We start from the raw sequence: 26,238 nt of genomic DNA on the forward strand, positions 1-26,238 counted from the left end.
TTGTAGGAGCGGACTCGTCCGCGAATAGGCCGGAACAGCCACCAAACCTGCGGCGCCTGTAATGAAGCTTTCGCGGACAAGTCCGCTCCCACGGCAGCCCCAAAGAAATAGAGGGATCTACTGCAACAACGAACCCCGCAGTGAATGCGGCTGGGCGTCGTCGATGTGGACGTCAGCGAACTGGCCGATCAGCGTGGGGTCGGCGCAGCGGAAATTGACGATCCGGTTGTTCTCGGTCCGGCCTTGCAGTTCGCCGGGGTCTTTCTTCGAATAATCGGTGACGAGAATCCGCTGAATGCTGCCGACCATCTGTCGGCTGATCTCGAAGCCCTGCTGATTCAGACGATGCTGCAGCGCCGCCAGACGCTCTTTTTTCACCGCCTCGGGCGTCTCGTCCTTCAGATCCGCAGCTGGCGTACCGGGACGCGGGCTGTAGACAAACGAGAATGAAAAGTCGAAGCCTACGTCCTGCACCAGCTTCATCGTGTCGTTGAAATCCTTTTCGGTTTCACCCGGGAAGCCGACGATGAAGTCCGAGCTGATGCTGATGCCCGGAACCGCAGCCCTGAGCTTGCGCAGCCGCGACTTGTATTCGAGAGTGGTGTGGTTGCGCTTCATGGCTGCCAGCACACGATCGGACCCGGACTGAACCGGCAGGTGCAGGTGCTTGACCAGTTCGGGGACCTCCGCGTGGGCCTGGATCAGGCTGTCGGAGAACTCCAGCGGGTGCGACGTGGTGTAGCGAATGCGGTCGATGCCATCGACGGCGGCCACTACCCGGATCAGATCGGCCAGATCGGCAACGCTGCCGTCCTGGTTGACGCCGCGATAACCGTTGACGTTCTGCCCCAGCAACGTGATCTCACGCACGCCGTTTTCCGCCAGGTGAATGACTTCGCCCAGGACGTCATCGAACGGACGGCTGACTTCTTCGCCACGGGTGTAAGGCACGACGCAGAACGTGCAGTATTTGCTGCAGCCTTCCATGACCGACACATAGGCGCTCGGGCCGTCGACGCGAGGCTCGGGCAGGTGGTCGAACTTTTCGATTTCGGGGAACGAGACATCGACCTGCGGCAGGCGGGTGGCGCGAGCGACGTTGATCATCTCCGGCAGGCGATGCAAGGTCTGCGGGCCAAAGACCACATCGACGTAAGGCGCGCGGTCACGGATGGCAGCGCCTTCCTGGCTGGCAACACAGCCGCCGACCGCGATGACCATTTCCGGGTTGGCGAGCTTCAGCTCACGCCAGCGGCCCAGCTGCGAATACACCCGATCCTGGGCGCGTTCGCGGATCGAACAGGTATTGAGCAGGATCACGTCGGCGTCTTCCGCGCGAGCGGTGACTTCCAGGGCCTGATGTTCGCCCAGCAGATCGACCATGCGCGAGCTGTCGTACTCGTTCATCTGGCAACCGTGGGTTTCGATATAAAGCTTCTTGGCCATTCGTGATCATCAGCGGATTCAAAGAACCGCGCATTATAGGGGCGAAGCGTTCGGGTTCCTAGCGTTGGCTGTCCAGCGGACATGCTATAGTGCGCGCCCCCTTTTTTTCTGCCTGAGTCCTTAACTGCCAGTTATGACAAAACGCGAAGCCCCCATCTACAAAGTGATTTTTCTCAACCAGGGCCAGGTGTTCGAGATGTATGCCAAACAGATCTATCAGAGCGATCTGTGGGGCTTTCTCGAAGTGGAAGAGTTTGTCTTTGGCGAGCGCACCACGGTCGTGGTCGATCCGAGTGAAGAGAAACTGAAGGCTCAATTCGAAGGCGTGGTGCGCAGTTTCGTGCCGATGCACTCGATCGTGCGCATCGACGAGGTCGAACGCATGGGCACGCCGAAGATCAGCGAAGCCCGCGGCACCGGCAACGTCATGCCGTTCCCGATGCCGATGCCGGAGAAGTAGCGCTTAGGTTGGGATAACACAGGCCTGTGGATCTGTGGTTCTGTGGGAGCGGACAAGTCCGCTCCACAAAGCTGGATTTTTCAGGGCAACGGCGAAAACGGCGTGCGGCCTTCCGCGGTCTGCAGCTCCAGCAGGTACTTGCGGAAGATCTGGCCCAGCACCTGGGTGGCTACTTCGAGTTCGTCGCGACGCATCTTCGCAGACACCTCGTCGGCAGCGTCCAACGCTTCTTCCGAGCCGTTGACGGCGGCCATCTTCAGCACGACGTAGGCCTGAATATTATTGGCCTGAACGCCTTCGCCACGGCTGAACATCAGGCCCAGCTGATACTGCGCCTGGGCATGGCCTTGCAGCGACGCCTGCTCGAAATAACTCAGTGCCTGAGCCAGATCGCGCTCGGTGCCTTTGCCTTCATGATAGAACTCGCCCAGCTCGTATTGCGCTTGTGCGTCGCCAGACTGCGCCGCCTGCTGGCAGGCGCTGAGCGCTGCGGGCAGGTTCTCCGGCTGAGTATTGAGGGTGCAACGGCCCACCGCTGGGATTAACAACGAGTTGCCGCCTGCATTCGCCAGCAGGGGAGAGATAAGCAACAGGCAGCCCAATGCAAGGGTGCGGCCGGTGCGATTCATGGGAGTCGACTTACCTCTGAAAAAGGTGCGGGGGTGCCCGTCCAGCGGAACATGCTGGCTGGGCATTATGAAATAAGCAGGGCCAACCTTACAAAGTCTTTACGGATTTTCTGCTGCACGGCTTGGAAAAGCCTTTATTTGCGGGGCGAAAGCCCTGTAGGAAATCTGCGGATCAATCATCGGCATCCGCAGGCGTCGACGGCCTGCGGATGCCGGTGCGATTACTTGAGGGCCGCGAAGGCCTTTTCAGCAGCGTCCAGCGTCAGCTGCAGCTCCGCATCGCCGTGGGCAATGGAAGTGAAACCGGCCTCGAAAGCGCTCGGCGCCAAGTACACACCGCCTTCCAGCATCAGGTGGAAGAAGCGCTTGAAACGGTCGGCGTCGCTGGTCATCACGTCCTGGAAGGTCACGATCGATTCGGCTTCGCTGAAATACAGGCCGAACATGCCTCCTGCCTGAGTGGTCACGAACGGGATGCCGGCGGCGTCGGCGCGTTGCTGCAGGCCTTCGAGCAGGCGGGTGGTGAAGTCAGTCAGTTCGTCGTGGAAACCGGGACGGCTGATCAGGCGCAACGTGGTCAGGCCCGCAGCCATGGCCAGCGGGTTGCCCGACAGGGTACCGGCCTGATAGACCGGACCCAGTGGCGCGATGTGCGACATGATCTCGCGCTTGCCGCCGAAGCAACCCACGGGCATGCCGCCGCCGATGATCTTGCCGAAAGTGCTCAGATCCGGCGTGACGCCGTAGTAAGCCTGAGCGCCACCGAGGGCTACACGAAAGCCGGTCATCACTTCGTCGAAAATCAGCACTACGCCATGCTCATCGCACAGGGTGCGCAGACCTTGAAGGTAACCAGGCGCCGGCGGCACGCAGTTCATGTTGCCGGCCACCGGCTCGACAATGATGCACGCCACCTCCTGGCCGACTTCGCTCAGCAGAGCCCGGACTGCCTCCAGGTCGTTGAACGGTACGGTCAGGGTGTGCCTGGCAAACGCAGCAGGTACGCCCGGCGAACTCGGCACGCCCAGCGTCAGCGCGCCGGATCCAGCCTTGACCAGCAGGCTGTCGGAGTGACCGTGGTAGCAGCCTTCGAATTTGATGATGCTGTCGCGACCGGTGTAACCACGAGCCAGACGAATCGCGCTCATCGTCGCTTCGGTGCCGGAGCTGACCATGCGCACCATTTCCATCGACGGTACCAGCGAGCAGACCAGGTCGGCCATCTCGGTTTCCATGGCCGTCGGCGCGCCGTAGGACAAGCCGTGCTCAAGCTGGCTGCGCACGGCGTCGAGCACTTCCGGATGGCTGTGGCCAAGGATCATCGGACCCCATGAGCCGACATAGTCAACGTAGCGCTTGTCATCTTCGTCAGTCACATAAGCGCCGGCAGCGTGCTTGAAGAACAGCGGCGTGCCACCCACGCTCTTGAAAGCGCGAACCGGCGAGTTGACGCCGCCGGGGATGTGTTTCTGGGCGTTGGCGAACAGTGTTTCGGAACGGGACATGATTGAGTCTCTGCTATGCAACGGTAAGTCGTGGCTGCCCCAGGCTCTATAGGAAATGTATCTGCGCTCGGTGACGCTGCGTTGAAGGCAGGCTCGCCTGACCTTCGCTCGAAAACATTTCGTACAGACCCTGATGGGCCTGAACAGGCCGACGGGACGTAATACGCAAGGCAGGCACTATAACAAATGCAGGTCGGCAGCCGGATGCACATGTCCGAATTCAGCCAGACTTTTGCCGGATGCTGGAATAGAGTCTGTTCCATGAACACTCTAGATCCGCACATCTGCTACGCAGCCTTTATCGCCAGAGACCGCCGTTTCGACGGCTGGTTTTTCATGGGCGTCTCGTCGACCGGCATCTACTGCCGGCCAATGTGTCCGGTCCGTGCGCCCCAGGCTCGCAACTGCACCTTCTACACCTCGGCCGCGGCAGCCGAGCGCGCGGGCTTTCGACCCTGCCTGCGCTGCCGTCCCGAGCTGGCGCCGGGCAACGGTCTGCTGGACGTGTCGAGCCGCTTGGCCCAGGCCGCTGCCCGCTTGATCGAGGAGGGCTTTCTCAGCGGCAGAAGTCTGGACGATCTGGCCGACCGTGTCGGCGTGACGTCCAGACACTTGCGGCGGATCTTCGAAACCGAGTTCGGCGTGACAATGGTCGAATTCGCCCAGACCCAGCGCCTGTTGATCGCCAAACGCCTGCTGACCGATACCGGCCTGTCGATGACGGAGGTTGCACTGGCGGCAGGGTTTGGCAGCGTGCGACGTTTCAACGATGTGTTCCAGGCTCGCTATGGCCTTAACCCGTTGCGCTTGCGCAAGGCGACGCACGTACCGGGCGCGGCGACCATGCGATTCGAGTTGTCATACCGGCCGCCGTTTTCCTGGAGCGGCGTGCTGGAGTTTCTCGCCCATCGCTGCATTCAGGGCGTAGAGCAGGTCAGTAACGATACTTACTCACGCGCCATTGAGTTCGAGCATGCCGGAAAACGGCTGGCAGGCTGGCTCAACGTAACGCATGCACCACTGCGACACGCACTGGTGGTGACTGTCTCGTCTTCCCTGCAATCGGGCATCGCCCAAGTGCTGGCGCGAGTGCGGCGAGTGTTCGACACCGGTTGCCGGCCCGATCTGGTGGATGCGCACCTGGGACCGCTGAGCGCGGATCTACCGGGCATGCGCGTGCCGGGTGCTTTCGACGGTTTCGAGATAGCCGTGCGTGCCGTGGCCGGGCAACAGATTTCGGTGCTCAATGCGCGCGCCATCCTGGGCCGGATTGCCGAACGCTTCGGGAGCGCCGTATCGGACGCGCCTAACGGGTTGCATCACACCTTTCCGGATGCCGAGGCCATTGCGCGCCTCGATCCTGAACAGTTGATCGGTGCCGGGCTGATTCGCATCCGTGCCGAAGCGATCATCGCAATCGCAAGGGAAGTGGCGGTCGGGCGCATCATTCTCCAACCCTTGGTGCCACTGGACGAAACGCTTGCCGCGCTGCGCCGTATCCGCGGCGTCGGTGAGTGGACCGTGCAGTACATCGCGATGCGCGCGCTGGGCTGGCCCAACGCGTTCCCCGAGGGTGACGCGGTGCTGAAAAAACACCTCGGTTGCGCGACCACCGCGCAGCTCAATGAGCACGCCAGCCAGTGGGCGCCCTGGCGCGCCTACGCTACGGTGCATGTCTGGCGTCAACGGGAGGAGGCAAGAAAATGATCCATGGATACCTGATTCCAAGCCCGTTAGGCGACATCGCCCTGCGCGCCGAAGATGATGCGTTGACCGGCGTGTTCTTCGTCGGCCAGAAATACTACCCGGCGCTGACCATGATGCCTTACGACCAGGCGTTGCCACGGGTCATACGCCAGGCCGAGGAGCAACTGGCGGAATTCTTCAGCGGTGAGCGACAAGCCTTCAATGTGCCGCTGCGTTTGCGCGGCACGCCATTTCAGGAACAGGTGTGGCGCGAACTGGCGCAGATTCCTTACGGCGAAGTGGTTTCCTACGGGGCGATGGCAAAAAAGATGGGGCTGCGCCCAGGCCATTCGCGTGCGGTCGGCATGGCCAACGGTCGAAATCCGATCTGCATCATCCTGCCGTGCCACCGCGTCATCGGTGCAAGCGGCGACCTGACCGGCTACGCCGGCGGCATGGATCGCAAACATGCATTGCTCAGGCTTGAGAACGCCAGCGGCGTGCCGTTCAAGCTCGTGTAGGAGCGCGCTTGCCCGCGACCGGCTCCTGCGTCCACCGCCTATTTGGGGTCAGGACGTATGCCGTCGCGGGCAAGCGCGCTCCTACACGTCAGGGGTACAGCGCGTTGAATGCCTTGGCGCGACGTGTGACTTCGGCCGGAGTTTCAGCGCCGAACAGGCCATGGACCACCGCCAGCAGGTCCGCGCCATGCGCTACCAGCTGGGGAGCATTTTCCACTGTGATGCCGCCGATGACAGCAATCGGCAGTTTCACCCTGGAGCGGACCTGAGCCAGCAGTTCAAGCGGCACCGCTGGCGCATCGGGCTTGGTCTGGGATTTGAAGAAACGTCCGAACGCCACATAGCTAGCGCCGTCAGCCTTGGCCTGTTCGGCCAGCTCAAGCTTGCCATGGCAGGTTGCGCCGACAATCGCCTTGTGGCCCAGCAAAGCCCTGGCGTCCGGCAGCGATCCATCGGTTTGCCCCAGATGCACGCCAACCCCGAGGCGCGCAGCCAGCTCGGCATCGTCATTGATGATCAACCGGGTCTTGTAGCGCTCGCACAGCTTGAGCAACTCACTCGCTTCGCGCAGACGTCGCGATTCGTCGCTGCTTTTGTCGCGGTATTGCAGCAGGGTTACGCCGCCATCGAGGGCCGCCTCGACGTAAGACAGGAATCGGCCGGTCAGCAGCTGACCATCGGTAATGGCGTACAGGCCACGTAGTTTCATGACGGGAACCTCATGGCGTGGCCTTACGAGCAGAAATCCAGCGGCAGGCGACGGGGGACGAATTGTCCTTTGCCCAGCTGCTCGGCGTCGCGCAGCGTTCGCCAAGTGTAGTCCAGCGCCGATCTGACCGCGCTCACCAGCTCTTCGCCATGCGCCAGGCGTCCGGCGAGCGCGCTCGCCAGCGTGCAGCCCGAACCGTGATAACTGCCAGGCAGGCGCTGACAGGTAAAGGTATGGGGCTGGCCGCCGCGAATATACAGTCGGTTGTGAATATCCTGCTCCTCGCCATGCCCGCCAGTGATCAGCAGATGCTCGCAAAAAACCAGCAGACGCTCGGCGCACTGGTCCGCAGTGCCGTCAGGCAGTTCAGCCAGGATTCGCGCTTCCGGAAGGTTGGGCGTGGCAATCGTCGACAGCGGCAGCAGCCGCTCACGCATGGCGTAACCGACCTCGTCCTTGCCCAGCCGCCCACCGCCGCCCGCACGCAGCACCGGGTCGCAGACCATCGGCAAGTGTGGGTTGGCCAGCAGCAGTTCGACCACTGTTTCAACCATCTCCAGTGAGCCGAGCATGCCGAGCTTCACGGCGGCCACGCTTGAATCCTCAAGCACGGCGTTGGCCTGAGCCAACACCCACTCGCGATCCAGCACGCGGAAATCCCGCACATTGACGGTGTCTTGCACCGTAAGGGCGGTGACGGCGGGAGCAGCGTGGCAGCCTTGGGCCAGCAACGCTTCGATATCTGCCTGCAAGCCGGCGCCACCACTGGGATCGTGGCCGGAAAGGCAGAGGACAACGGGGCGGGAGCTATAGATATTCATGGTGCGCGAGCTTATCACTAAACCTTTCCAGGTCCGCCTGCTGCGCCGGGATTTTTCTTTTGTCATGCAAAGGTATGTTGCCGCGACATCATCGATACTCATGAGTCGCGGAGAATGCCGGTTTAGAGCTATTGTCTTGATTACAAACGAAATGTCTGGCGGCTTTTCCTGAGTATGCTTTATTGTTCCAGACGCTTGCGCACGACAGGCAAGTCTGCCGCCAGAGTCGCAGGAAGGCTGTACGGATCAGGGCAACACCGAAGCACTTGATTGAAACCACTCAGCCTGTTTCAAGGAAAGAAATCTGCACCGCGTCGCCTTCAACGGATGGAGTGACCGCGACGACCGACCTTGGGGCTTCAATGCGTTACTTGCTGATCATTCTGGCGGCCTGGCTGCCGCTGTTGGCTCAGGCCATCCAATTCGACGAGCAGGTGCGCAGCCTGCCGCTGGGTCGTGCCATCCAGGTATTCGAGGATGTAAGCGGCAAGGCGACGATCGAGAGTGTCAGCGCTTCAGGGCAGAGCAATGCTTTCCGTCCGATCAATGACGAAACCTTCAATGCCGGCTATTCCCGCTCGGCGTTCTGGCTGAAAGCCGATCTGCTCTACCAACCCCGCGAAGCCGCGCATCCCATGGACTGGCTTCTGGAGCTGGCCTATCCGCCGCTCGATCACGTCGACCTGTATCTGCCGGACGCCTCGGGGCGACTGCGGTTGACCTCCAGAACCGGCGACATGCAGCCGTTTGCCAGCCGCGATATCCGCCACGCCAACTACGTTTTCAATCTGGAACTGCCACCCGGCAAACCGATCACTTTCTACATGCGGGTCGCCAGTCAAGGGCCGGTCCAGGCACCGCTCAATCTGTGGTCAAGTCACGCGTTCATCGAGGACCAGCCAGCGCAACTGCATGTGATGGGGCTGATCTACGGCGTGCTGCTCGGCATGTTGATCTACAACCTGTTCATCTATCTCAGCGTGCGCGACAAGAGTTACCTGTATTACATCCTCTATATCGCGACCTTTGGCCTGTACCAGCTTTCGATCAGCGGGGCCGCCATCGAGCACCTGTGGCCGGATAATTCCTGGTGGGCGAACGCCGCTACGCCTTTTCTGATGGCCACCGCAGTGCTGTTCACCAGCCTGTTTTCCCGCAGCTTTCTACAGACCGCACGCCTGGGGCGATGGCTGGACAATCTGCTGACAGGGTTATTAGGCTGCGCCGTGGCAGTGATGCTGACCGCATTGTTTCTCGACTACGGTCTGGCATTGCGCGCAGCGACGATCCTCGTGCTGTCGTGCACCTACGTGATGTTGGCTTGCGGCATCACCGCCGTAGTCAAAGGGGTTCGCAGCGCGCGCTACTACCTGGTTGCCTGGGTGGTGTTTTTGGTCGGCGCGACGATCAACGCGGTGATGCTGCTCGGCTACCTGCCCAATACATTCTTCATTCTGTACGTCGGGCATATGGGCGCAGTGCTGGAAATGGCATTCCTGTCGCTGGCGCTGGCGGACCGGCTCAACCAGCTTCGCGAGCAACAGGCGCAGACCTTGCTCAAGGCCGGCCACGATCTGGAATGCCTTAACCAACAGCTTGCCGCCAGCAATCGCCACAAGGACGAGTTCCTTGCCACCCTGACCCATGAACTGCGCACACCCATGAACGGGGTCATCGGCTCGCTGGAGCTCATGCAGACCCTCAACATGGACAGCGAGATGAAGAGCTATCAGCAGACTGCTGCCGGTTCCGCGCAGGACATGATGGGCATGATCAACGGCATACTGACCCTGAGCGAACTGCAGGCCGGTAGCTTGTACGCGGAAAGTCGCACGTTCAGCCTGGTGGAAACATTGGAGCGCGTGCGTGAGCGGTTTATCGCCCCGGCGCGGGCCAAGGGGCTGAGCTTCGCGGTCACAGCGGACGAAAATGTCCCCCGAGAGCTGCGAGGCGACGCCGCCAAGCTCTACCAATGCATCGAATGCCTGCTCGACAACGCAATCAAGTTCACTCGCAAGGGCACGATCACGCTCCACGCAAGCGGCCGTTTGTATAACGTCGACCAGTTCGAGTTGCGTATCGAAGTGGTGGACACCGGCATCGGTTTCAGCCGTCTGGACGAGGCGCGGCTGTACCAGCATTTTTTCCAGATCGACGGTTCGATGACCCGCGAGCACGGCGGGCTGGGGATTGGCCTCGCGATTTGCCGCAAGCTCATCGAGCTTCAGGGCGGAAGCCTGAGCCATGTCTCCGAGCCTGGCAACGGCAGCTGTTTCATTCTGAGCCTTCCTCTGCCACTGGCGATGCCGGGCACACCGCGTCGCGCGTCGGAGCTGAGCCTGTCGCCCGGCGAAACCCAGGACGGCGTGTAGCTGCGAGACTGCCAGAACCCGTAAAAAGCGCCGCCAGTTCGTCACGAATGGCACTTTTTAAAGGCCGGCCTGCGTGATTCACTCTGGCATTCGACCTGTGCCCGCCGGCCAGCAGGAGACCCGCCATGAACCTGAATTCATTCGCTGAAACCCATGACGTAACCAACCAGCCACCGCCGCTGGACGGCGCCAATCTCTACCGGATCGATCTGCCCCTGCAAGCCTGGACCCAGCGCTTTGGGGCAGGCTGGGCAGCGCCTCGAATCGATGCCTATGGCGCGCTGGCAGGCGGCCCGCTGATGGAGGCCGGGTTCCTCGCCAACAAGCACAAGCCGACATTCGAAAGCCATGACCGCTTTGGCCATCGCATTGACCTGATCGAATTTCATCCGGCGTATCACCAGCTGATGAGCGCCGCCATCGAGCATGGTATTCCGTCCTTGCCCTGGACCGACCCGCAACCCGGCGCGCACGTCGCGCGCGCGGCCATGAGCTATCTGCATACCCAGGCCGAGCCCGGCACCGGCTGCCCGCTGACCATGACCTTCGCCAGCGTGCCCGCGCTGCGATTGCAGCCGGAGCTTGCGCAGATATGGCTGCCGAAAATCCTTTCCACTGAATACGACCCACGCAACGTCGGCATCGCCCACAAGCGCGGGGCAACCATCGGCATGGCCATGACCGAGAAGCAGGGCGGCACCGACGTGCGTGCCAACACCACCCGCGCTTATCCGGTGGACGGAGGCGGGCCGGGGCAGGCGTATGAGCTGGTCGGTCACAAGTGGTTCTGCTCGGCACCGATGTGTGATGCCTTTCTGGTCCTGGCGCAGACGGAGAGAGGCCTGAGTTGTTTTCTGCTGCCGCGTCACCGCCCTGACGACACGCGCAACGAGTTCTACATCCAGCGCCTGAAGAACAAACTGGGTAACTGGTCCAATGCCTCCAGCGAAATTGAACTCAGAGGCGCGCTGGCGTGGATGATCGGCGAGGAAGGACGCGGCGTGCCGACCATCATCGAAATGGTCGCCATGACCCGCTTCGATTGCATGATTGGCTCCAGCGCCTTGATGCGGCAGGCGCTGACCCAGGCCACGCACCACTGCGCGCACCGCAGGGTGGGCGGTCGGGTCCTGAACGAGCAGCCGCTGATGCAGAACGTTCTGGCCGATCTGGCGCTGGAAAGCGAAGCAGCGCTGGCGCTGACGCTGCGCATGGGGCGTGCCCTCGATCACCTGGACGATTCACACGAAGCGCGTTTCGCCAGGCTCGTCACGGCAGTCGGCAAGTACTGGATCTGCAAGCGCGCTCCCGCAATGATCAACGAGGCGGCCGAGTGCCTGGGCGGCGCCGGTTATGTCGAAGACAGCATCCTGCCGCGCTTGTATCGCGAGGCGCCGGTCAATTCCACGTGGGAAGGCTCGGGCAATGTGCAGTGCCTGGACGTGCTGCGAGCGCTGTCCAAAGAGGCCGGCATGCTCGACATGCTGTTCGAAGAACTGGGCGACGGCCACGGTGACCGCCATCTGACCGCGCACATCGACCTGCTGAAAAGCGCTTTCAAAAATCCCGCGGATATCCAGTACCGGGCCCGACAACTGACCGAAGATATCGCCGTCGCCCTGCAAGCCAAACTGTTGCTTGAAGGCGGCGACGCGGCGGTCAGCGACGGTTTTATCACCGGGCGACTGCTATCGCCGGGAAGGGTGTATGGCGCGTTGCCGGCAGGGGTCGATGTAGTCACACTGGTCGCGCGGGCCTCGCCACAGGTGGCATGAACGCGGGAACCCGTTAGGATGCAGGTCTGCAATATCCAGACAGGACTAGACCGTGACCCAAGCCTTTGTTGTGGTAGAAACCGCCGAGCAAGCCGTGGAACGGCTTGCCGAACTGCATGAACGTGCGACCGGTGCCCTCAGCCGGGCGCTCAAGCTGTACCTGAAAGACCGCGTGGAGCCTGATGCCGAGCAACGCGCGCTGTTTCGCTACCCTGAGTTGCGCCTGACCTACAAGTGTCATGGCGAAGTACCGCTGACCACCCGCGCTTACGCCAAGGTCCAGTTGCCGGGTACTTACAGCGTCACCGTCACCCAGCCCGCCGCTTTCCGCAAGTACCTGCTCGAACAGCTGGGCCCGCTGATGAGCGACTTCACTGTTTCGGTATCGGTGGGCATCAGCGAGCAGGACATTCCTTATCCGTACGTGGTTGAGCAGGGCGATGAGCTGGCCGGGTCCGGCGTCACAGCGGCAGCGCTGGCGCGTGTATTCCCCAGCACAGACCTGTCGGCCGCTACCGATGGCATCGCCGACGGCCTGTACGACTGGGCCAACGTCGATCCTCTGCCGCTGGCGCTGTTTGACGCGGCGCGGGTGGATTTCTCGCTACGCCGAATTGTGCACTACACCGGCAGTGACTGGCGTCACGTGCAGCCCTGGATCCTGCTTACCAACTATCACCGCTACGTCGACCAGTTCATCCTGCATGGCCTGGAAAAGCTGCGCGAAGATCCGCGTTTCGTGCGCATGGTGCTGCCGGGCAATGTCGTGGTCGACAAGAGCATGGGCGAAGAAGAAGCGCAGGCAATCGTTGCCAGCGTGGTCTGGCACCGCTACCAGATGCCGGCCTACCATCTGATCGCGGAGGACGGCCACGGCGTGACCCTGGTCAATATTGGCGTCGGCCCGTCCAACGCCAAGAACATCACGGATCACCTGGCGGTGCTGCGTCCGCATTGCTGGCTGATGATCGGCCACTGCGGCGGGCTGCGCCAATCCCAGACCATCGGCGACTACGTGCTGGCGCACGCTTACATGCGTCGGGACGGGATTCTTGACCGCGTGCTGCCGCCGCATATTCCGATCCCCGCGCTGGCCGAGGTTCAGATGGCGTTGCAGGAATCAGCGGCGCAGATCACCGGCGAGCGCGGCGAAGAGCTGAAAAAGCGGCTACGCACTGGCACCGTTCTGACCTACGACGACCGCAACTGGGAGTTGCGCTGGGCGCAGGAACGACCTTTGATCAACCTGTCCCGCGCGGTTGCGGTAGATATGGAAAGCGGCACTATCGCCGCTCAGGGCTATCGCCTACGGGTGCCTTACGGGACTTTGCTGTGCGTTTCCGACAAACCGCTGCACAGCGAAATCAAACTGCCAGGCTCGGCGAACGCGTTCTATGAACGCGCCGTCAGCCAGCATTTGAAAATCGGTATCGCGGCACTGGACCTGCTGCGCACCCAGCTCAACTCGCTGCACTCGCGCAAGCTGCGCAGCTTTGACGAGCCGCCGTTCCGGTAACAGGTACGTTAGCCCCCGTTCCGATAACAGTTCCGTTTTACAAAAAGGGTCACTACAGTGGCCCTTTCTGTTTCCGATTAGCGCAGCCTCATGTCCCGCATTCAACGTCCTGTGTCCCGTCGTCCTTCGCCTGGTGCTGCAAGCGGCCCGCGTCGCGTCGCCAAGGCGCCGCCCGCCGAGCCGAAACTCTTCCTTTTCAACAAACCGTTCGACGTGTTGACGCAGTTCAGTGACGGCGATGGCCGCGCCACCCTCAAGGACTTTATCGACGTACCTGGCATTTATCCGGCAGGTCGCCTGGACCGCGACAGCGAGGGGCTATTGCTGCTGACCAACGACGGCCAGCTACAGGCGCGGATCGCCGACCCGAAGCACAAGCTGGCTAAAACCTACTGGGTACAAGTTGAAGGCGAGCCGACCAAGACGCAGATCCAGCAACTGCGCGACGGCGTCCTGCTCAATGACGGTCCGACCTTGCCGGCGCAAGCCAGGCAGCTGGACGAGCCGCAGTTATGGCCGCGCAACCCGCCCGTACGCTTTCGTAAAAGCGTGCCGACCAGCTGGCTGGAACTGGTGATCAAGGAAGGGCGCAATCGTCAGGTGCGCCGGATGACCGCGGCGGTTGGCCTGCCGACGTTGCGGCTGGTTCGGGTGCGGATCGGCGAGTGGACCCTTGACGGACTGGATCAGGGAAAATACCGGGAAGTGCCGGCGAAGCTGTGAGCGTGGCCAGATCAGTGGCGTTTCAGGAGCCGTTTTCGATCCAGGCGATTACTACCGTCTTGATAACGAACGCCATGATGCCCAGCCCTAATACCAGAAACAGGATCAGGGTGCCGAATCGACCGGCGCGGGATTTTTTCGCCAGATCCCAGACGATGAAAGCCATGAAGCCAACCAGCAGCGTGACGAGGATGGTCATCATCCATTCTTCGAGTAACACCGGGTCCATCATGCGCTCCAGTCAGACCGGTCTACGCCTGACTGCGCAGATGAATCAAGGGTAGTTCAGTGCTGGCCAGTACTTGATTGAGCACGAAGCTCGACTTGACGCTGGTCACGCCGTCGATGCGGGTAAGATGGCCCAACAGCAGTTTCTGGTAGTGATCCATGTCAGGCACCACCACTTTGAGCTGGTAGTCGGCGTCCATCCCGGTCACCAGACTGCACTCCAGCACCTGCGGCAGATTGCGGATGTGCTGCTCGAAGTTCTCGAAACGCTCCGGCGTGTGACGGTCCATGCCGATCAGCACGTAGGCAGTGAGGGTCAGCCCGAGCTTCTTGCGATCCAGCAACGCGACCTGCCGGACAATATAGCCATCGTCTTCCAGCTGCTTGACGCGCCGCGAACAAGGCGACGGCGACAGACCTATCCGCTCGGCCAGTTCCTGGTTGGAAATCCGCGCGTCCCGTTGCAGTTCCGCCAAAATGCTCAGGTCATATCTGTCGAGCTTGCTCACGACTTGCTCCTTTATGAGTTCGATTGCGCTGAATTATTCATCTGAAGCTAAAAATTGCGCAAGTGATGTTTTGCTGAGCAATCTTAGCAATCCCTTGCCTGTCCGGCAGGCCTATCCTTTTTCACAGAATCACTGCCCGGACATAGCGTCCAGCGCGGCTCGCCCAATCAGGCCAGCTGCGGCCTCCCATCCCACAGGGTGGATCAGGCCCCCGGGCTGCATACTGTCCAGAAGACGGCATGAGGTGAGCCGGCGTCAAAAGCGTCGAGCCAGGACGAAGTATCCCAAGGGGGCCATTTGGCCCCCTTTTCTTTGTGTCTGATAAAGTGCGCAGAACGGCATAACGCCATCGCAGTCTTATGGACGTGGAGACACGCTCTGGAGAACCAAGCATGAAAACCGGCATCTGGCAGCTGACAGCAATGAGCCTGTTGTGGATGAGCATCGGCGCCCAGGCTCTGGCCGGCGATCAATCGCCTCGCGACCAGCTTCGTGGCAGCGGCGCGGAGGGCAGCCAGCAGCGGCAGATTCAGCAACAGCAGAACCAGCAACAGATGCAGCAACAGATGCAGCAACGCAGCGCCGAGCGTCAGCAGCAACAGCAGATCAACCAGCAGCAGCGCGAACAGCAGCGTCAGATCCAGACTCAGCAGGACCAGATGCGCCAGGTCGAGCGCGACCAGCAACAGCAGATTCAGCAGCAACAGATGCAGCAGCGAAACGTCGAGCGGCAGCAGCAACAGCAGATCAACCAGCAGCAACGCGAACAGCAGCGCCAGATTCAGGAACAGCAGAATCAGCAGCGCCAGGCCGAGCGCCAGCAGCTGCGGCAGGCTCAGGACAATCTGCCGATTCAGAGCGGCCCGCGTGAGGCGTGGCAAACTCAGCCTCCACGCCAGGGTTATTATCATGACATTCCGCGTGGCAATCGCAACTGGCAGACCGGTCGCCCCAATGATCATTGGGATGGGCGGCCGGACGGCCACGGCAATGGCTGGGGGCCGGGGCCGCAATATCGTCCGGGCCATGCCATCGACCGGGTGCCGGGCGGGTATTCGCGCATTCCGTATCGCGGTCAGGATTACTTCTACGCCGACGGGTATTGGTATCGCCCGCAAGGTCAGCGGTACATCGTCGTAACGCCGCCTTACGGCGCACGGGTGCGCAGCTTGCCGTCCTATTCAAGGGAAGTCTGGGTCGGAAGTTCGTTGCTGTTTCTGGCTGCGGGCACTTATTACACCTACCAGCCCAATACCGAGGAATATGTGGTGGTCACGCCACCGCAGAACGAGCCGGCGTACGCCAATCCGCAGCAGGGCAACGGCTACGATCCGGTGGCTTATCCGCAGAACGGGCAAAGCCCGCAGCAAGTCGAGCTCGATCACTACCAATGCTACCGCTGGGCCGCAGATGAGAGCGGTTTCGATCCGGCCAACGTCACTTACCAGCCGGCTCCCGAAGTGGTGGACAGGTATCGCCGCTCGATGGGTGCCTGCTTGGTCGAGCGCGGTTACAGCGTCCAGTAAAGCTGATCATCGACGGTTCTGCTTTACCACTTCCTGAGGATCGGCGTGGACCAGCACTTCAGCTTTGGGATAGCGCTGATGGATCGCGTCGGCGACTTGGTCGCACAAGCCATGGGCGACCGACAGCGTCAGGCTGCCGGGCAGCTCCAGGTGCAGTTGCACGAACCAGTGGGTGCCGGAAATCCGCGTGCGCAAATCATGAGCGCCTAGCACGCCGGGCACGCCGCGGGCTAACTCAAGCATCTGCGCGCTGACATCCGGTGGCAGCTCCTGATCCATCAGCACCGATACGGTTTCGCGCGCGATATGCACCGCGCTCCACAGAATGTAGACCGCTATCGCCAGGCCGAAATAGGCATCCAGTTGCTGCCAACCGTACCAGGCCAGAGTGAGCGCGAGCAGGATGCTGGCGTTGAGCAGCAGGTCCGAGCGGTAATGCAGCGAATCAGCGCGAATGGCCGCCGAGCCGGTTGCGCGCACGACCCTGTGCTGCAGCCCGAGCAAAGCCAGTGTCAAGACGATGGAGAAGACCATCACCAGCATGCCCGCGAGTGGCGCGCCCAACGGCTGCGGGTTCTGAATGCGCTCGACCGCCTGGAAGGCGATAAGTACGCCGCTCACGGCAATGAAAAGCCCCTGCGCCATGCCCGACAACGCTTCTGCCTTGCCGTGTCCGTAACGATGATCGTCATCGGCGGGGCGCAGCGAGTAATGCACCGCCAGCAGATTCAGAAACGAAGCGGCGCCGTCCAGTAGCGAATCGGTGAGCCCGGCCAGCAGGCTCACTGATCCGCTTATCCACCAGGCCACGCTCTTGGCGATGATCAAAGTGACGGCGACCGCCAGCGATGCCCTCGTGGCCAGACGCAGAAGGCGGCTGTGCTCGGCGCTCGTGCTCATGACGTTCCTTTCTTCACACCGACATCAGGCCGCAGGGATCAGACCCAGCGAAGCCAGCTGTTCGGCACTGCCTTTGTGCTGGATCAGGCGTGGGTCGTCCAGTGGCAGGGAGCGGCCTAGCTCAGCCTGGATGATTGCCTGCAGTTTGTGATTGTCCACACTGCCATCGGGATTGATGGCCGGTTGCAGCTTCTGCGGATCGATCTGTGCGTGCTCGCCCGGTGCGTAGTAGATAGCACCTGTCGCGAAGTCGACGGCGAAGGCGATCACGCCGGGAATGAGGTAGAACAACAGCCCGATTGCATCGAGCGCAGCGATGGCCGGGTCGATTTTTCCATCGATCTGGCCACGACGGTCGGGGTAGAAAATGGTGCCGCAGGCCGAAATCTGAGTCAGCAGCGCGGCGACCAGAACGCCGCCAATCAAACGGGAAGGAATGCGCATGGAAAGCTCCTGAAATGAAGAGGCCAACTATACAAGGCAAAGGCCGCAAGGCTAAGACTATTGCATAGCGAAGCGGTTCTACCCGCAGGAGCGCGCTTGCCCGCGATAGCGCCGGTACGGTCGCAACAGATGTGCTGGCCGACATGATGCTGTCGCGGGCAAGCGCGCTCCTACGGAATTCCAATTGTGGGAGGGAGCTTGCTCGCGACGGGGCAGTCCAGTTACGAATGCAGCGACTGACACGACGCTGTCGCGAGCAAGCTCCCTCCCACAAAATAGGCTTCTGGAACAGCGCATCCGTATAATCGGCCGCCTGTTCTGGAGCCGCCATGAATTCCCTGCCTATCGATGCTGTCCTGCCGGCCTTGCGCCAGGCCCTTACCGCCCGCGACGAAGTCGTGCTGGAAGCGCCACCCGGCGCGGGCAAGACCACGCGTGTGCCATTGGCTCTGCTGGAGGAAACCTGGCTGGCCGGGCAGAGCATCCTCATGCTCGAACCGCGACGGCTCGCCGCGCGTGCCGCGGCCGAACGGCTGGCGGCGGAGCTGGGTGAAAAGGTCGGTGAAACCGTGGGCTATCGCATTCGTCTGGAAAGCCGCGTCGGCCCCAATACCCGCATCGAAGTCGTGACCGAAGGCATCCTGACCCGGCGCTTGCAGGACGACCCTGCGCTCGAAGGTGTCGGGCTGCTGATCTTTGACGAATTCCATGAACGCAGTCTGGACGCCGACCTGGCCCTGGCGCTGAGTCTCAATGGGCGAGAGCTGTTTCGCGAGGATCAGCCGCTGAAGATCCTGCTGATGTCGGCGACGCTGGAGGGCGAGCGTCTTTCGGCGCTGCTCGATGATGCGCCGGTGGTGCGCAGCGATGGCCGTATGTTCCCGGTCACGACGCAATGGGGGCGGCCGTTCCAGCCGGGCGAGTTCATCGAGCCACGTGTGGTGCAGACCGTACTCGACGCGCTGGGCAACGAAAGTGGCAGCTTGCTGGTGTTTCTGCCGGGCCAGGCGGAGATTCGACGCGTCAACCAGCAACTGGCCGAGGCGCTGGGGGAGCGTCCGGATGTGCTGCTTTGCCCGCTGCACGGCGAGCTGGACCTGAGCGCGCAGCGCGCTGCCATCGAACCGGCGCCCAAGGGCAGCCGCAAAGTGGTGCTGGCGACCAATATCGCGGAAACCAGCCTGACTATCGACGGCGTGCGTGTCGTGGTAGATGCGGGCCTGGCGCGGGTTCCGCGCTTCGACCCCGGCAGCGGCATGACGCGGCTGGACACCCAGCGGATCTCCCGCGCCAGCGCCACCCAGCGCGCCGGTCGGGCGGGGCGGCTGGAACCCGGTGTATGTTATCGGCTCTGGTCCGAAGCCCAGCATGAACAGCTCGCCGCGTACGGCACAGCCGAAATGCTCCAGGCCGATCTGGCCGGACTCGCCTTGCAACTGACACGGTGGGGCGTTGAACCCTGTCAGCTCAAGTGGCTGGACCTTCCACCCGCTGCGGCTTTTGCTCAGGCGCGGGACCTTTTGCAACGCCTGGGCGCGCTGGAAGACGATGGCCGCCTGAACGCGCACGGTCAGAGCATGGCCGAGCTGCCTGCGCATCCGCGCATTGCGCACCTGCTGTTACGCGGGCATGCGCTCGGGCTGGGCGACATGGCGTGCGACGTGGCGGCGTTGCTCGGCGAACGCGACATTCTGCGAGGCGCAGGTGCCGACCTGCACAGTCGTCTCGCCATGCTGTCCGGCGGTCATCGCGGTGGGCAAGGCGCAGTGAATCGGGTCCGCCAGCTGTCGCGTCAGTACCGTGGTTATCTGCGCGGCAAACCGACCCGGCCGGTCGGCGATCCCGACCATTCGCGCTGGCTGGGCTGTCTGCTGGCGCTCGCGTATCCGGACCGCGTGGCGCAGCAGCGGCGACCCGGTGGCGCCGAGTATCGACTGGCCAATGGTCGCGCCGCTGTGTTCGGCGAAGCGGATGCACTGATGAAGCATGGCTGGCTGGTAGTGGCCGATCTTGGCAGCCGTCAGGGTCAACGTGAAGAGCGCATCTACCTGGCTGCCGATCTCGATCCGAATCTGTTCGACGGCGTGCTCGCCGAACAGGTGAGGGTGGTGGACGAGTTGGACTGGGACGAACGCGAAGGCGTGCTGCGCGCCGAACGCCAGCGCAAGGTCGGCGAGTTGATACTCGGCACCGCGCCGCTGACCGGTCTGGATGAAAACGCACGCTCGCGGGCACTGGTCAATCTGGTGCGGCGCAAGGGGCTGGAGCTGTTGCCGTGGACGCCAGCGCTGCGTCAGTGGCAAGCGCGGGTCGCCTTGTTGCGCGAGCTCGACGTGCAGCAGCACAAGGAAAGCCAGTGGCCCGATTTGAGCGACGCAGCGCTGCTTGCCTCGCTGGAAACCTGGTTGCAGCCCTATCTGGCCAATGTCAGTCGTCTGAGCCATTTCAGCCAGCTCGATTTGCCGTCCATCCTGCGCGGCATTCTGCCCTGGCCGTTGCCGCAACAACTGGACGAGCTGGCGCCGACCCATATCAACGTGCCGTCCGGCTCGTCGGTCAAGCTCGACTACAGCGAGATTCCCCCGATCCTCGCCGTTCGTTTGCAGGAACTGTTCGGGCTGGCGGATACGCCGCGCATCGCTGGCGGTCGTCAGGCCTTGAAGCTGCATCTGCTATCGCCGGCGCGGCGTCCAGTGCAGGTCACTCAGGATCTGGCAAGCTTCTGGCGCAATACCTATCAGGAAGTGAAGAAGGATCTGAAAGGCCGTTACCCCAAACATTACTGGCCCGAAGACCCGTTGATCGCCGAGCCCACCGCCCGGATCAAGCCGCGCAAGGTCTAGCGGACGGGTTCGACCGGCAGGAGAATCCGGCCGATAAGCGGCAGGTGGTCAGAGATCAGCAAGGTATCGGCCCGACGCACACGGGCCTCGATACGCTTGAGGCTCGGGCTGTGGAACAGATAATCCAGCGTCCGGTCCGGGCCATCCACACGGGTATCGTTGGGGAAGTGGGTCAGCCAATGTTGCCGATCCATGCCGCTGGCTTCGGCATTGCTGGGGATCATCGGATATTTGTCCCACAGCGCATGCAAAGGGCTGTCGGCGCTGTAACCGTTGCGCAATTCGGCGGGCAGACGCTGATACTGGCCGAGCGGCAGCAGATTGAAGTCACCGCCGATCAGCCAGGGTGTGCCACGGCTTTCCAGCTTGTCGAGCAATTGCTGGGTGGACTGCACCTGAGGCTGCGCCTGTTCGCCGCTGCCCAGCTGTGTGTTGATCACTGCCAGCTTGCCGCCGTCCCGTAACGGCAGGTAGCTGACCAGCAAAGCAGGCTTGGGCTGGAATCGTCGGCTGATGAAATTGGTTTCCGCCTCCGGCAGTTGCAGGCGTTCCGCACCCTCGATGCGGTAACGGCTGAGGGTTGCCAGCTTCATGCCCACGCTGCCCCAGATGTGCGGGTCGGGAATGAAGTCGGCCTTCCAGTAGAACGTCTGCGAGCTGCACGGAAACAGATCGATGACACGCTCCTGAAGCAGCGCCAGCTGATCCTGATAATCCGTGTTCTTGGCGCCGTCGTTCACTTCCTGCAACAGCACGATGTCCGGCTGTTCATCGCGAATCACGCGGGCCACTTCGTCGAGGTTGTAGGCGATGTCTTCCGGGGTAGGCCGCTCGTCCTGCCCGCTGCCATCGGCCATGTCGTACCAGAACACGTAGCGTTTGCCGGCCAGATACTGGATGTTCCAGGTCATCACCTTGAGCGCCTGGCCCGGAACCAGCGGCGGCGCTGCCGAAGCGTTGCAGGACACGGTCGCAGGTTCGTTGGCAGCCGGACGCCAGGTCAGCTGGTAGATCAGGATCAACAGCAGACCGGACAGAATCAGGAAGATCAGCACAACACGCAGCAGCAGACGAATCATTGGCTCGGCTCAGAGCAGTTGGCGCTCGGTGACAGACTCGCGACGAGCATAGCCGAGTCGGCGGGCGTCGACCGGCGCGTCATGCATCGGGTTGTCGCGGCGACTCGCTGATCAGCATGAACAGCCGGAACATCACCACGGTGGTGAACAACTGGAGAAAACTGGCGATGCTGTCCAGGGCCAGCGAGACCGGTGCGCTCTGCGGCTCGGGCAGCAGATACAGACTTACACCTTCGAGCAGCGACAACGGAATGTAGATAAGCAGTATGCAGGTCAGGATCCGCAGGAAGTGGCCGGTCGTCATCAGCATGCTTTCGCGCATGGCCATGAATGGCGTCAGCCGTCTCAGCACCAACAGGTATTCACAGAAGGCCAGTTTGATCATGACCCACAGGCCCGGGACGATGAACAGCGACAGCCCGAACATGATCAGCAGGGTGCTCATGGCTGAGAGCACGGCGAAGGTCGGCCACAGGCGCAACGCCATGGCCAGCAGGTCGCGGGTCTGCGGTTGCTCGCCGCGAGTCCGCGCGTCGAGAAACAGGATCAGCGCACCAGTATAGAGCGGGTAGAAAAACAGCCCGACCACCAGTTCATAAGCGGGCGAAGCGTCTGCGGCCATGGCATTGCCGAGCGCCTGCTTGGCGAGGGCTTCGAGTACCACCAACGGCAGGCACAGCACCAGGATGCCGCCCAGGTTGCGGCGGAAGAAATACAGTGAATCCTGGATAACGGTCAGAGGGTTCATGCAGATAAGTCGCAGGCTGAAAAGCAGGTCGACACTTTAGCCCATGCCCGCGCGTGGAACCAAGGGCGGCAAAGCCGGGCCAGAGCCTTCATGACATTTTGTTCATGTCATTGAACATGGGCCGACCGGCCCCATTACTCAAGCAGGACCGGTTATCCCCCGGCAGACGTCTCAACGGTCATCCAGCGAGGTCACCATGAACAGCGAAGAACAGACTCTGATCGACGGCCTTTTCTCGAAACTCAAGGACGCCGAGACTGCATCCGCGCCACGCGATGCCGCAGCCGAAGCGCGGATCAAGGAACACCTGACCCGCCAGCCAGCCGCCCCGTACTACATGACCCAGGCCATTCTGGTCCAGGAAGCGGCGGTGAATCAGCTCAATCGTCAGGTACAGGAGCGTGACGAGCAGATCCGCAAGCTTCAGGCGGAGCTGCAACAGGCGCGCGGCCAGTCTTCATCGGCACCTGCGGGCGGTGGTTTTCTGTCCGGTATCTTTGGCGGTGGCAGTTCATCGCGACCTTCGCAGCCGTCCGCGGGCGGTTGGCGCGATGGTCCGGGGCTTGCGCCGTCGCCAGTTCAGCAGCCTGGCTACGCCGCCCCGCAGCAGGTGCCGCGCGGTAGCGGTTTTCTTGGCGGCGCCTTGCAGACCGCAGCAGGTGTAGCCGGCGGCGTGATGCTCGCTGAAGGTATCAGCAGCCTGTTCAGCCACCATGATCAACCGCAGGAAATTGTCGAAGTCATCCACGATGAACAGCCAGTTGATCAAGGCGACTGGCAGTCGCAAGACTCCCAGTACGTCAGCGACGACGGTTTCGACGACAGCGGCAGCGACCTGTTTTCGGACGATGATTCGTTTGTCTGATCGGTAACGGACTACGGGATCCGTAAGCGGGACACCCTGTGGGAGCGGACTTGTCCGCGAAAGAGCCGTACGCTTGTTACGGCCTCTTCGCGGACAAGCGGAGCGCCGCCCGGTCGCTCCCACAGGTTCTTCTCGCCCAGGCGCGCTCCCGCCGCGCCAAGCTGTCATACTGCGCACCGGTTCGTTTTCCGGATCGTTCGCGCATGAGGAATGACGGTGAAGAAGATCGCTGTGTTCGCCGATGTACAGAATCTCTATTACACCGTGCGTCAGGCGCATGGCTGTCACTTCAACTACGCCGCGCTGTGGGCGGACATCAGCAGACACGGCGAAATCGTTCAGGCGTTTGCCTATGCCATCGACCGCGGCGACAGCAAGCAGCAGCAGTTCCAGCAGATCCTGCGTAACCTGGGTTTTACCGTCAAACTCAAGCCGTACATCCAGCGCAGCGACGGTTCGGCGAAAGGCGACTGGGATGTGGGCATCACCATCGATATCATGGACGTCGCGCCGCAGGTCGACGAAGTGGTGCTGGCGTCCGGCGATGGCGACTTCGATCTGCTGCTTGAACGTATCATCAGCAAACATGGCGTCGAAGCCGTCGCTTATGGCGTGCCGGGGTTGACCGCCAACTCGCTGATCCGCGCCGCGACTCGTTATGTGCCGATCGAAGGCGCGCTTTTGCTGAAATGAATTTTTGAAAGGTTGCATCACGTGTTGGAACGCATTGCCGTCATCGACTTTGAAACCACTGGCATTTCACCGGGCCAGGGTTGCCGCGCGACCGAGATCGCCGTGGTAATCATGGAGCAGGGGCGCATCGTCGAGCGCTATCAGAGCCTGATGAATGCCGGGGTGCGCATTCCCGCTTTCATCGAAGGGCTGACCGGCATCAGCAATAGCATGATTCGCACTGCGCCTTCGGCCGAGCGAGTCATGGGCGATGTCAGCGACTTCGTCGGTTCGACTCCGCTGGTGGCGCACAATGCGTCGTTCGACCAGAAGTTCTGGGATTACGAGCTGTCGCGCATCCAGCGCAACCGCCAGCAGAGTTTTGCCTGTTCGATGCTGCTGGCGCGACGTCTGATGCCCGGTGCGCCCAATCACAAGCTGGGCACCCTGACCACTTACGCGCGGCTGCCCAATACAGGCAAGGCCCACCGGGCCATGGCTGACGCCGAAATGGCCGCCAACCTGACGGCCTACCTGACCAACGAACTGCGCCAGACCCACGGGCTGTCCGGCGTGTCGCACCAGTTGTTGTGTTCCCTGCAAAAAGTCCCTGCCGCCAAGATAAGCGAAGCGATCAAGCGTCAGCGCGGCTTTTGAGCGCGGAGCCTTCCAACCGGCTTTGTGTCTGCAGGTAGTTGAGCGGAACACTGCGCTGGACCGCTGTCGAGAGAATGATGGACGTCTTGCTGAAGCCGAATTGCGCGATGCGGTTGATCAGGTCTTCGAGCTGCGGCATCGAGTCGACTGCCGCACGCATGATTACACAGGGGTCGCCGGTCACGCGGTGACACTGGATCAACTCCGGAATGTTCCACAGTTCGTCGTAAGCCTGCTTGTTGCCGTGACTGGCCATGCGCAGCTCGATGATGCATTCGATCGGCAGACCCACTTTCGACAGATCGACCTTCGCCTGATAACCGCTGATGACACCGCTTGTCTCCAGCTTGGCGACACGTTCGGCCACCGCCGGCGCGGACAGATTGACCAGCTTCGCCAGTTGCGCGAACGAAGCGCGGCCGTTGTCCAGCAGCGCCTGGAGCAGGATCCGGTCATATTTATCCAGGGTCATCCTTCGTTCCTCATATAAAAAAGCGTTTTTTGTAATCCAAGGCCACACGGCTGCATAACCGTTGATTGAAAAGCCGGACAAGCCTTTAAACAGGTTTTACTGCTTAATGTCCCGCTTTTGCCTTCATACAATAGCTGCTCAACTCGAATAATTCTCAGAGCACGGACATGCCTTCCACTCGTCGTTTCCCGTTGTTGCTCATCGGCGCCTTCGTTGCGCTCTATCTGGTCTGGGGTTCTACCTATCTGGCGATCCGCATCGGTGTCGAATCCTGGCCGCCGCTGATGATGGCCGGCGTCCGTTTCGTGATCGCCGGTAGCCTGATGTATGGATTCCTGCGCTGGCGTGGCGTGCCTGCCCCGACCTGGACAGAGTGGAAAGCGGCGTTCGTGATCGGGTTTCTGCTGCTGGCCTGTGGCAACGGCGGCGTCACGCTTGCGGAGCATGCGGGTGTAGCTTCAGGCGTCGCGGCGCTGGCGATTGCGACCATGCCGCTTTTTACCCTGCTGTTCGGGCTGTTCTGGGGTAATCGCACCACTCACCTGGAATGGGCCGGAATCGTGCTTGGCCTGATCGGGATTGGCCTGCTGAACCTGGGCTCCAACCTGCAGGCGAGCCCTTACGGCGCGGCGATGGTAATTTTTGCCGCTGCGTCATGGGCATTCGGTTCAGTGCTGAGCAAACATCTGCCGCTGCCCGCCGGGCCGATGGCCAGCGGTGCCGAAATGATCACCGCGGGCGCGACCTTGCTGGTCGGCAGTGTCCTGAGCGGCGAGCGGCTGGACCACATGCCGACCGCCGCTGGCTGGGGCGCGCTGATGTATCTGGTGGTGTTCGGCTCCATTGTCGCGTTCAGTGCCTACATGTACCTGCTAAAGAATGTTCGCCCTGCAGCCGCGACCAGCTACGCCTACGTGAACCCGGCGGTGGCGGTATTGCTCGGGGTGATGTTTGCAGGCGAGACAATCGGCGGCGAAGAGTGCCTGGCGATGGTGGTGATCATCAGCGCGGTGGTGCTGATCGGCCTGCCGCAGTGGCGCAAAGCGCCAGCCCGGGAACCGGCAACCGCGCGCAGCCACTGACCGCAGGAGCCGGACAGGGTAAACTGCGCGCCTTGCGCTGAATTTTCCCT

The 26,238-nt window shown here is 61.8% G+C and carries 25 protein-coding genes; 13 read left to right on the forward strand and 12 right to left on the reverse strand.

Features of this window, described 5'->3' with window-relative positions; all coding sequences use genetic code 11:
• Positions 1-117 precede the first annotated feature (117 nt).
• Complete coding sequence (miaB, locus tag J3P77_RS03200; protein WP_434679523.1) at positions 118-1,446, reverse strand: tRNA (N6-isopentenyl adenosine(37)-C2)-methylthiotransferase MiaB; 1,329 nt, start codon at positions 1,444-1,446, stop codon at positions 118-120.
• Positions 1,447-1,579: 133 nt separating this feature from the next.
• Here miaB and J3P77_RS03205 point away from each other — a divergent pair, with 133 nt between their 5' ends.
• A complete protein-coding gene (locus tag J3P77_RS03205) occupies positions 1,580-1,906 on the forward strand; it encodes a DUF1820 family protein (RefSeq protein ID WP_333401681.1) in 327 nt (108 codons plus the stop codon).
• An 80-nt stretch (positions 1,907-1,986) separates the two neighbouring features.
• On the opposite strand, the gene J3P77_RS03210 is transcribed toward J3P77_RS03205, so the two are convergent.
• Both J3P77_RS03210 and hemL read right to left on the reverse strand, forming a co-directional pair.
• The gene (locus tag J3P77_RS03210) at positions 1,987-2,535 is read right to left on the reverse strand and encodes a tetratricopeptide repeat protein (protein ID WP_434679524.1); all 549 of its coding nucleotides are present in this window, start codon (positions 2,533-2,535) and stop codon (positions 1,987-1,989) included.
• Between the two features lie 221 nt (positions 2,536-2,756).
• Positions 2,757-4,040: a glutamate-1-semialdehyde 2,1-aminomutase gene (gene hemL, locus J3P77_RS03215; protein ID WP_434679525.1), complete on the reverse strand. Its 1,284-nt coding sequence runs from the start codon at positions 4,038-4,040 to the stop codon at positions 2,757-2,759.
• 261 nt (positions 4,041-4,301) lie between these two features.
• Here hemL and J3P77_RS03220 point away from each other — a divergent pair, with 261 nt between their 5' ends.
• Together J3P77_RS03220 and J3P77_RS03225 are read left to right on the forward strand one after the other, a co-directional pair.
• Positions 4,302-5,747 (forward strand): AlkA N-terminal domain-containing protein, encoded by a 1,446-nt coding sequence (locus J3P77_RS03220; RefSeq protein WP_434679526.1) that lies wholly within the window; start codon positions 4,302-4,304, stop codon positions 5,745-5,747.
• Positions 5,744-6,247 (forward strand): methylated-DNA--[protein]-cysteine S-methyltransferase, encoded by a 504-nt coding sequence (locus J3P77_RS03225; protein ID WP_434679528.1) that lies wholly within the window; start codon positions 5,744-5,746, stop codon positions 6,245-6,247. The genes J3P77_RS03220 and J3P77_RS03225 overlap by 4 nt, the downstream gene beginning before the upstream one ends.
• Positions 6,248-6,335: 88 nt before the next feature.
• Here J3P77_RS03225 and thiE read toward each other — a convergent pair whose 3' ends face one another.
• Together thiE and J3P77_RS03235 are read right to left on the reverse strand one after the other, a co-directional pair.
• A complete protein-coding gene (gene thiE / locus J3P77_RS03230; RefSeq protein WP_434679531.1) occupies positions 6,336-6,956 on the reverse strand; it encodes a thiamine phosphate synthase in 621 nt (206 codons plus the stop codon).
• 23 nt (positions 6,957-6,979) lie between these two features.
• Positions 6,980-7,777, reverse strand: a complete 798-nt coding sequence (locus J3P77_RS03235; RefSeq protein ID WP_434679532.1) for a hydroxymethylpyrimidine/phosphomethylpyrimidine kinase — start codon at positions 7,775-7,777, stop codon at positions 6,980-6,982.
• A 362-nt stretch (positions 7,778-8,139) separates the two neighbouring features.
• On the opposite strand from J3P77_RS03235, the gene J3P77_RS03240 reads away from it, so the two are divergent.
• From J3P77_RS03240 to J3P77_RS03255, 4 genes are all read left to right on the forward strand, one after another.
• The gene (locus J3P77_RS03240; protein ID WP_434679533.1) at positions 8,140-10,149 is read left to right on the forward strand and encodes a sensor histidine kinase; all 2,010 of its coding nucleotides are present in this window, start codon (positions 8,140-8,142) and stop codon (positions 10,147-10,149) included.
• A gap of 125 nt (positions 10,150-10,274) precedes the next feature.
• A complete protein-coding gene (locus J3P77_RS03245; protein WP_434679534.1) occupies positions 10,275-11,924 on the forward strand; it encodes an acyl-CoA dehydrogenase family protein in 1,650 nt (549 codons plus the stop codon).
• A 52-nt stretch (positions 11,925-11,976) separates the two neighbouring features.
• Positions 11,977-13,440: an AMP nucleosidase gene (amn, locus tag J3P77_RS03250; protein WP_434679535.1), complete on the forward strand. Its 1,464-nt coding sequence runs from the start codon at positions 11,977-11,979 to the stop codon at positions 13,438-13,440.
• A gap of 90 nt (positions 13,441-13,530) precedes the next feature.
• Complete coding sequence (locus tag J3P77_RS03255) at positions 13,531-14,163, forward strand: pseudouridine synthase (protein ID WP_434679536.1); 633 nt, start codon at positions 13,531-13,533, stop codon at positions 14,161-14,163.
• Positions 14,164-14,185: 22 nt separating this feature from the next.
• On the opposite strand, the gene J3P77_RS03260 is transcribed toward J3P77_RS03255, so the two are convergent.
• Together J3P77_RS03260 and J3P77_RS03265 are read right to left on the reverse strand one after the other, a co-directional pair.
• Positions 14,186-14,392 carry a DUF2788 domain-containing protein gene (locus J3P77_RS03260; RefSeq protein WP_434679537.1) on the reverse strand — a complete coding sequence of 69 codons (207 nt, stop codon included), beginning with the start codon at positions 14,390-14,392 and terminating at the stop codon, positions 14,186-14,188.
• A 22-nt stretch (positions 14,393-14,414) separates the two neighbouring features.
• A complete protein-coding gene (locus J3P77_RS03265; protein WP_434679538.1) occupies positions 14,415-14,900 on the reverse strand; it encodes an Lrp/AsnC family transcriptional regulator in 486 nt (161 codons plus the stop codon).
• Between the two features lie 392 nt (positions 14,901-15,292).
• Here J3P77_RS03265 and J3P77_RS03270 point away from each other — a divergent pair, with 392 nt between their 5' ends.
• A complete protein-coding gene (locus tag J3P77_RS03270) occupies positions 15,293-16,426 on the forward strand; it encodes a DUF6515 family protein (RefSeq protein WP_434679539.1) in 1,134 nt (377 codons plus the stop codon).
• 6 nt (positions 16,427-16,432) lie between these two features.
• Here J3P77_RS03270 and J3P77_RS03275 read toward each other — a convergent pair whose 3' ends face one another.
• Complete coding sequence (locus J3P77_RS03275) at positions 16,433-17,326, reverse strand: cation diffusion facilitator family transporter (protein ID WP_434679540.1); 894 nt, start codon at positions 17,324-17,326, stop codon at positions 16,433-16,435.
• Positions 17,327-17,350: 24 nt separating this feature from the next.
• Positions 17,351-17,770, reverse strand: coding sequence for a polyribonucleotide nucleotidyltransferase (locus J3P77_RS03280; RefSeq protein ID WP_434679541.1), 420 nt, complete (start codon positions 17,768-17,770; stop codon positions 17,351-17,353).
• A gap of 329 nt (positions 17,771-18,099) precedes the next feature.
• Between J3P77_RS03280 and hrpB the strand changes: the two genes are divergently transcribed.
• Positions 18,100-20,613, forward strand: a complete 2,514-nt coding sequence (gene hrpB, locus J3P77_RS03285) for an ATP-dependent helicase HrpB (protein WP_434679542.1) — start codon at positions 18,100-18,102, stop codon at positions 20,611-20,613.
• Here hrpB and J3P77_RS03290 read toward each other — a convergent pair.
• Positions 20,610-21,692 (reverse strand): endonuclease/exonuclease/phosphatase family protein, encoded by a 1,083-nt coding sequence (locus tag J3P77_RS03290; RefSeq protein ID WP_434679544.1) that lies wholly within the window; start codon positions 21,690-21,692, stop codon positions 20,610-20,612. The two genes, hrpB and J3P77_RS03290, sit on opposite strands and share 4 nt — an antisense overlap.
• A 79-nt stretch (positions 21,693-21,771) precedes the next feature.
• Positions 21,772-22,440 (reverse strand): hypothetical protein, encoded by a 669-nt coding sequence (locus J3P77_RS03295; protein WP_434679545.1) that lies wholly within the window; start codon positions 22,438-22,440, stop codon positions 21,772-21,774.
• 196 nt (positions 22,441-22,636) lie between these two features.
• Between J3P77_RS03295 and J3P77_RS03300 the strand changes: the two genes are divergently transcribed.
• The 3 genes from J3P77_RS03300 (at position 22,637) to J3P77_RS03310 (ending at position 24,634) form a co-directional block, all read left to right on the forward strand.
• Positions 22,637-23,305, forward strand: a complete 669-nt coding sequence (locus tag J3P77_RS03300) for a DUF2076 domain-containing protein (protein ID WP_434679547.1) — start codon at positions 22,637-22,639, stop codon at positions 23,303-23,305.
• A gap of 210 nt (positions 23,306-23,515) precedes the next feature.
• A complete protein-coding gene (locus tag J3P77_RS03305) occupies positions 23,516-23,998 on the forward strand; it encodes an NYN domain-containing protein (RefSeq protein WP_434679548.1) in 483 nt (160 codons plus the stop codon).
• A gap of 24 nt (positions 23,999-24,022) precedes the next feature.
• A complete protein-coding gene (locus J3P77_RS03310) occupies positions 24,023-24,634 on the forward strand; it encodes a 3'-5' exonuclease (RefSeq protein ID WP_434681864.1) in 612 nt (203 codons plus the stop codon).
• Here the strand turns inward: J3P77_RS03310 and J3P77_RS03315 are convergent.
• Positions 24,612-25,106 (reverse strand): Lrp/AsnC family transcriptional regulator, encoded by a 495-nt coding sequence (locus tag J3P77_RS03315; protein ID WP_434679550.1) that lies wholly within the window; start codon positions 25,104-25,106, stop codon positions 24,612-24,614. The genes J3P77_RS03310 and J3P77_RS03315 overlap by 23 nt on opposite strands.
• A 167-nt stretch (positions 25,107-25,273) precedes the next feature.
• On the opposite strand from J3P77_RS03315, the gene yedA reads away from it, so the two are divergent.
• Entirely contained in the window at positions 25,274-26,188 is a 915-nt protein-coding gene (gene yedA, locus J3P77_RS03320) for a drug/metabolite exporter YedA (protein ID WP_434679551.1), read from the forward strand.
• The last annotated feature ends 50 nt before the right edge of the window (positions 26,189-26,238 follow it).

It is taken from the genome of Pseudomonas sp. R1-18, assembly GCF_051132095.1.
Lineage (GTDB): Bacteria > Pseudomonadota > Gammaproteobacteria > Pseudomonadales > Pseudomonadaceae > Aquipseudomonas.

Bases quoted from the DNA above. Each gene is read 5' to 3' on its own strand.
- miaB (WP_434679523.1), bottom strand. From the start codon at position 1,446: ATGGCCAAGAAGCTTTATATCGAAACCCACGGTTGCCAGATGAACGAG.
- J3P77_RS03205 (WP_333401681.1), top strand. From the start codon at position 1,580: ATGACAAAACGCGAAGCCCCCATCTACAAAGTGATTTTTCTCAACCAG.
- J3P77_RS03210 (WP_434679524.1), bottom strand. From the start codon at position 2,535: ATGAATCGCACCGGCCGCACCCTTGCATTGGGCTGCCTGTTGCTTATC.
- hemL (WP_434679525.1), bottom strand. From the start codon at position 4,040: ATGTCCCGTTCCGAAACACTGTTCGCCAACGCCCAGAAACACATCCCC.
- J3P77_RS03220 (WP_434679526.1), top strand. From the start codon at position 4,302: ATGAACACTCTAGATCCGCACATCTGCTACGCAGCCTTTATCGCCAGA.
- J3P77_RS03225 (WP_434679528.1), top strand. From the start codon at position 5,744: ATGATCCATGGATACCTGATTCCAAGCCCGTTAGGCGACATCGCCCTG.
- thiE (WP_434679531.1), bottom strand. From the start codon at position 6,956: ATGAAACTACGTGGCCTGTACGCCATTACCGATGGTCAGCTGCTGACC.
- J3P77_RS03235 (WP_434679532.1), bottom strand. From the start codon at position 7,777: ATGAATATCTATAGCTCCCGCCCCGTTGTCCTCTGCCTTTCCGGCCAC.
- J3P77_RS03240 (WP_434679533.1), top strand. From the start codon at position 8,140: ATGCGTTACTTGCTGATCATTCTGGCGGCCTGGCTGCCGCTGTTGGCT.
- J3P77_RS03245 (WP_434679534.1), top strand. From the start codon at position 10,275: ATGAACCTGAATTCATTCGCTGAAACCCATGACGTAACCAACCAGCCA.
- J3P77_RS03255 (WP_434679536.1), top strand. From the start codon at position 13,531: ATGTCCCGCATTCAACGTCCTGTGTCCCGTCGTCCTTCGCCTGGTGCT.
- J3P77_RS03260 (WP_434679537.1), bottom strand. From the start codon at position 14,392: ATGGACCCGGTGTTACTCGAAGAATGGATGATGACCATCCTCGTCACG.
- J3P77_RS03270 (WP_434679539.1), top strand. From the start codon at position 15,293: ATGAAAACCGGCATCTGGCAGCTGACAGCAATGAGCCTGTTGTGGATG.
- J3P77_RS03275 (WP_434679540.1), bottom strand. From the start codon at position 17,326: ATGAGCACGAGCGCCGAGCACAGCCGCCTTCTGCGTCTGGCCACGAGG.
- J3P77_RS03280 (WP_434679541.1), bottom strand. From the start codon at position 17,770: ATGCGCATTCCTTCCCGTTTGATTGGCGGCGTTCTGGTCGCCGCGCTG.
- hrpB (WP_434679542.1), top strand. From the start codon at position 18,100: ATGAATTCCCTGCCTATCGATGCTGTCCTGCCGGCCTTGCGCCAGGCC.
- J3P77_RS03290 (WP_434679544.1), bottom strand. From the start codon at position 21,692: ATGATTCGTCTGCTGCTGCGTGTTGTGCTGATCTTCCTGATTCTGTCC.
- J3P77_RS03295 (WP_434679545.1), bottom strand. From the start codon at position 22,440: ATGAACCCTCTGACCGTTATCCAGGATTCACTGTATTTCTTCCGCCGC.
- J3P77_RS03300 (WP_434679547.1), top strand. From the start codon at position 22,637: ATGAACAGCGAAGAACAGACTCTGATCGACGGCCTTTTCTCGAAACTC.
- J3P77_RS03305 (WP_434679548.1), top strand. From the start codon at position 23,516: ATGACGGTGAAGAAGATCGCTGTGTTCGCCGATGTACAGAATCTCTAT.
- J3P77_RS03315 (WP_434679550.1), bottom strand. From the start codon at position 25,106: ATGACCCTGGATAAATATGACCGGATCCTGCTCCAGGCGCTGCTGGAC.
- yedA (WP_434679551.1), top strand. From the start codon at position 25,274: ATGCCTTCCACTCGTCGTTTCCCGTTGTTGCTCATCGGCGCCTTCGTT.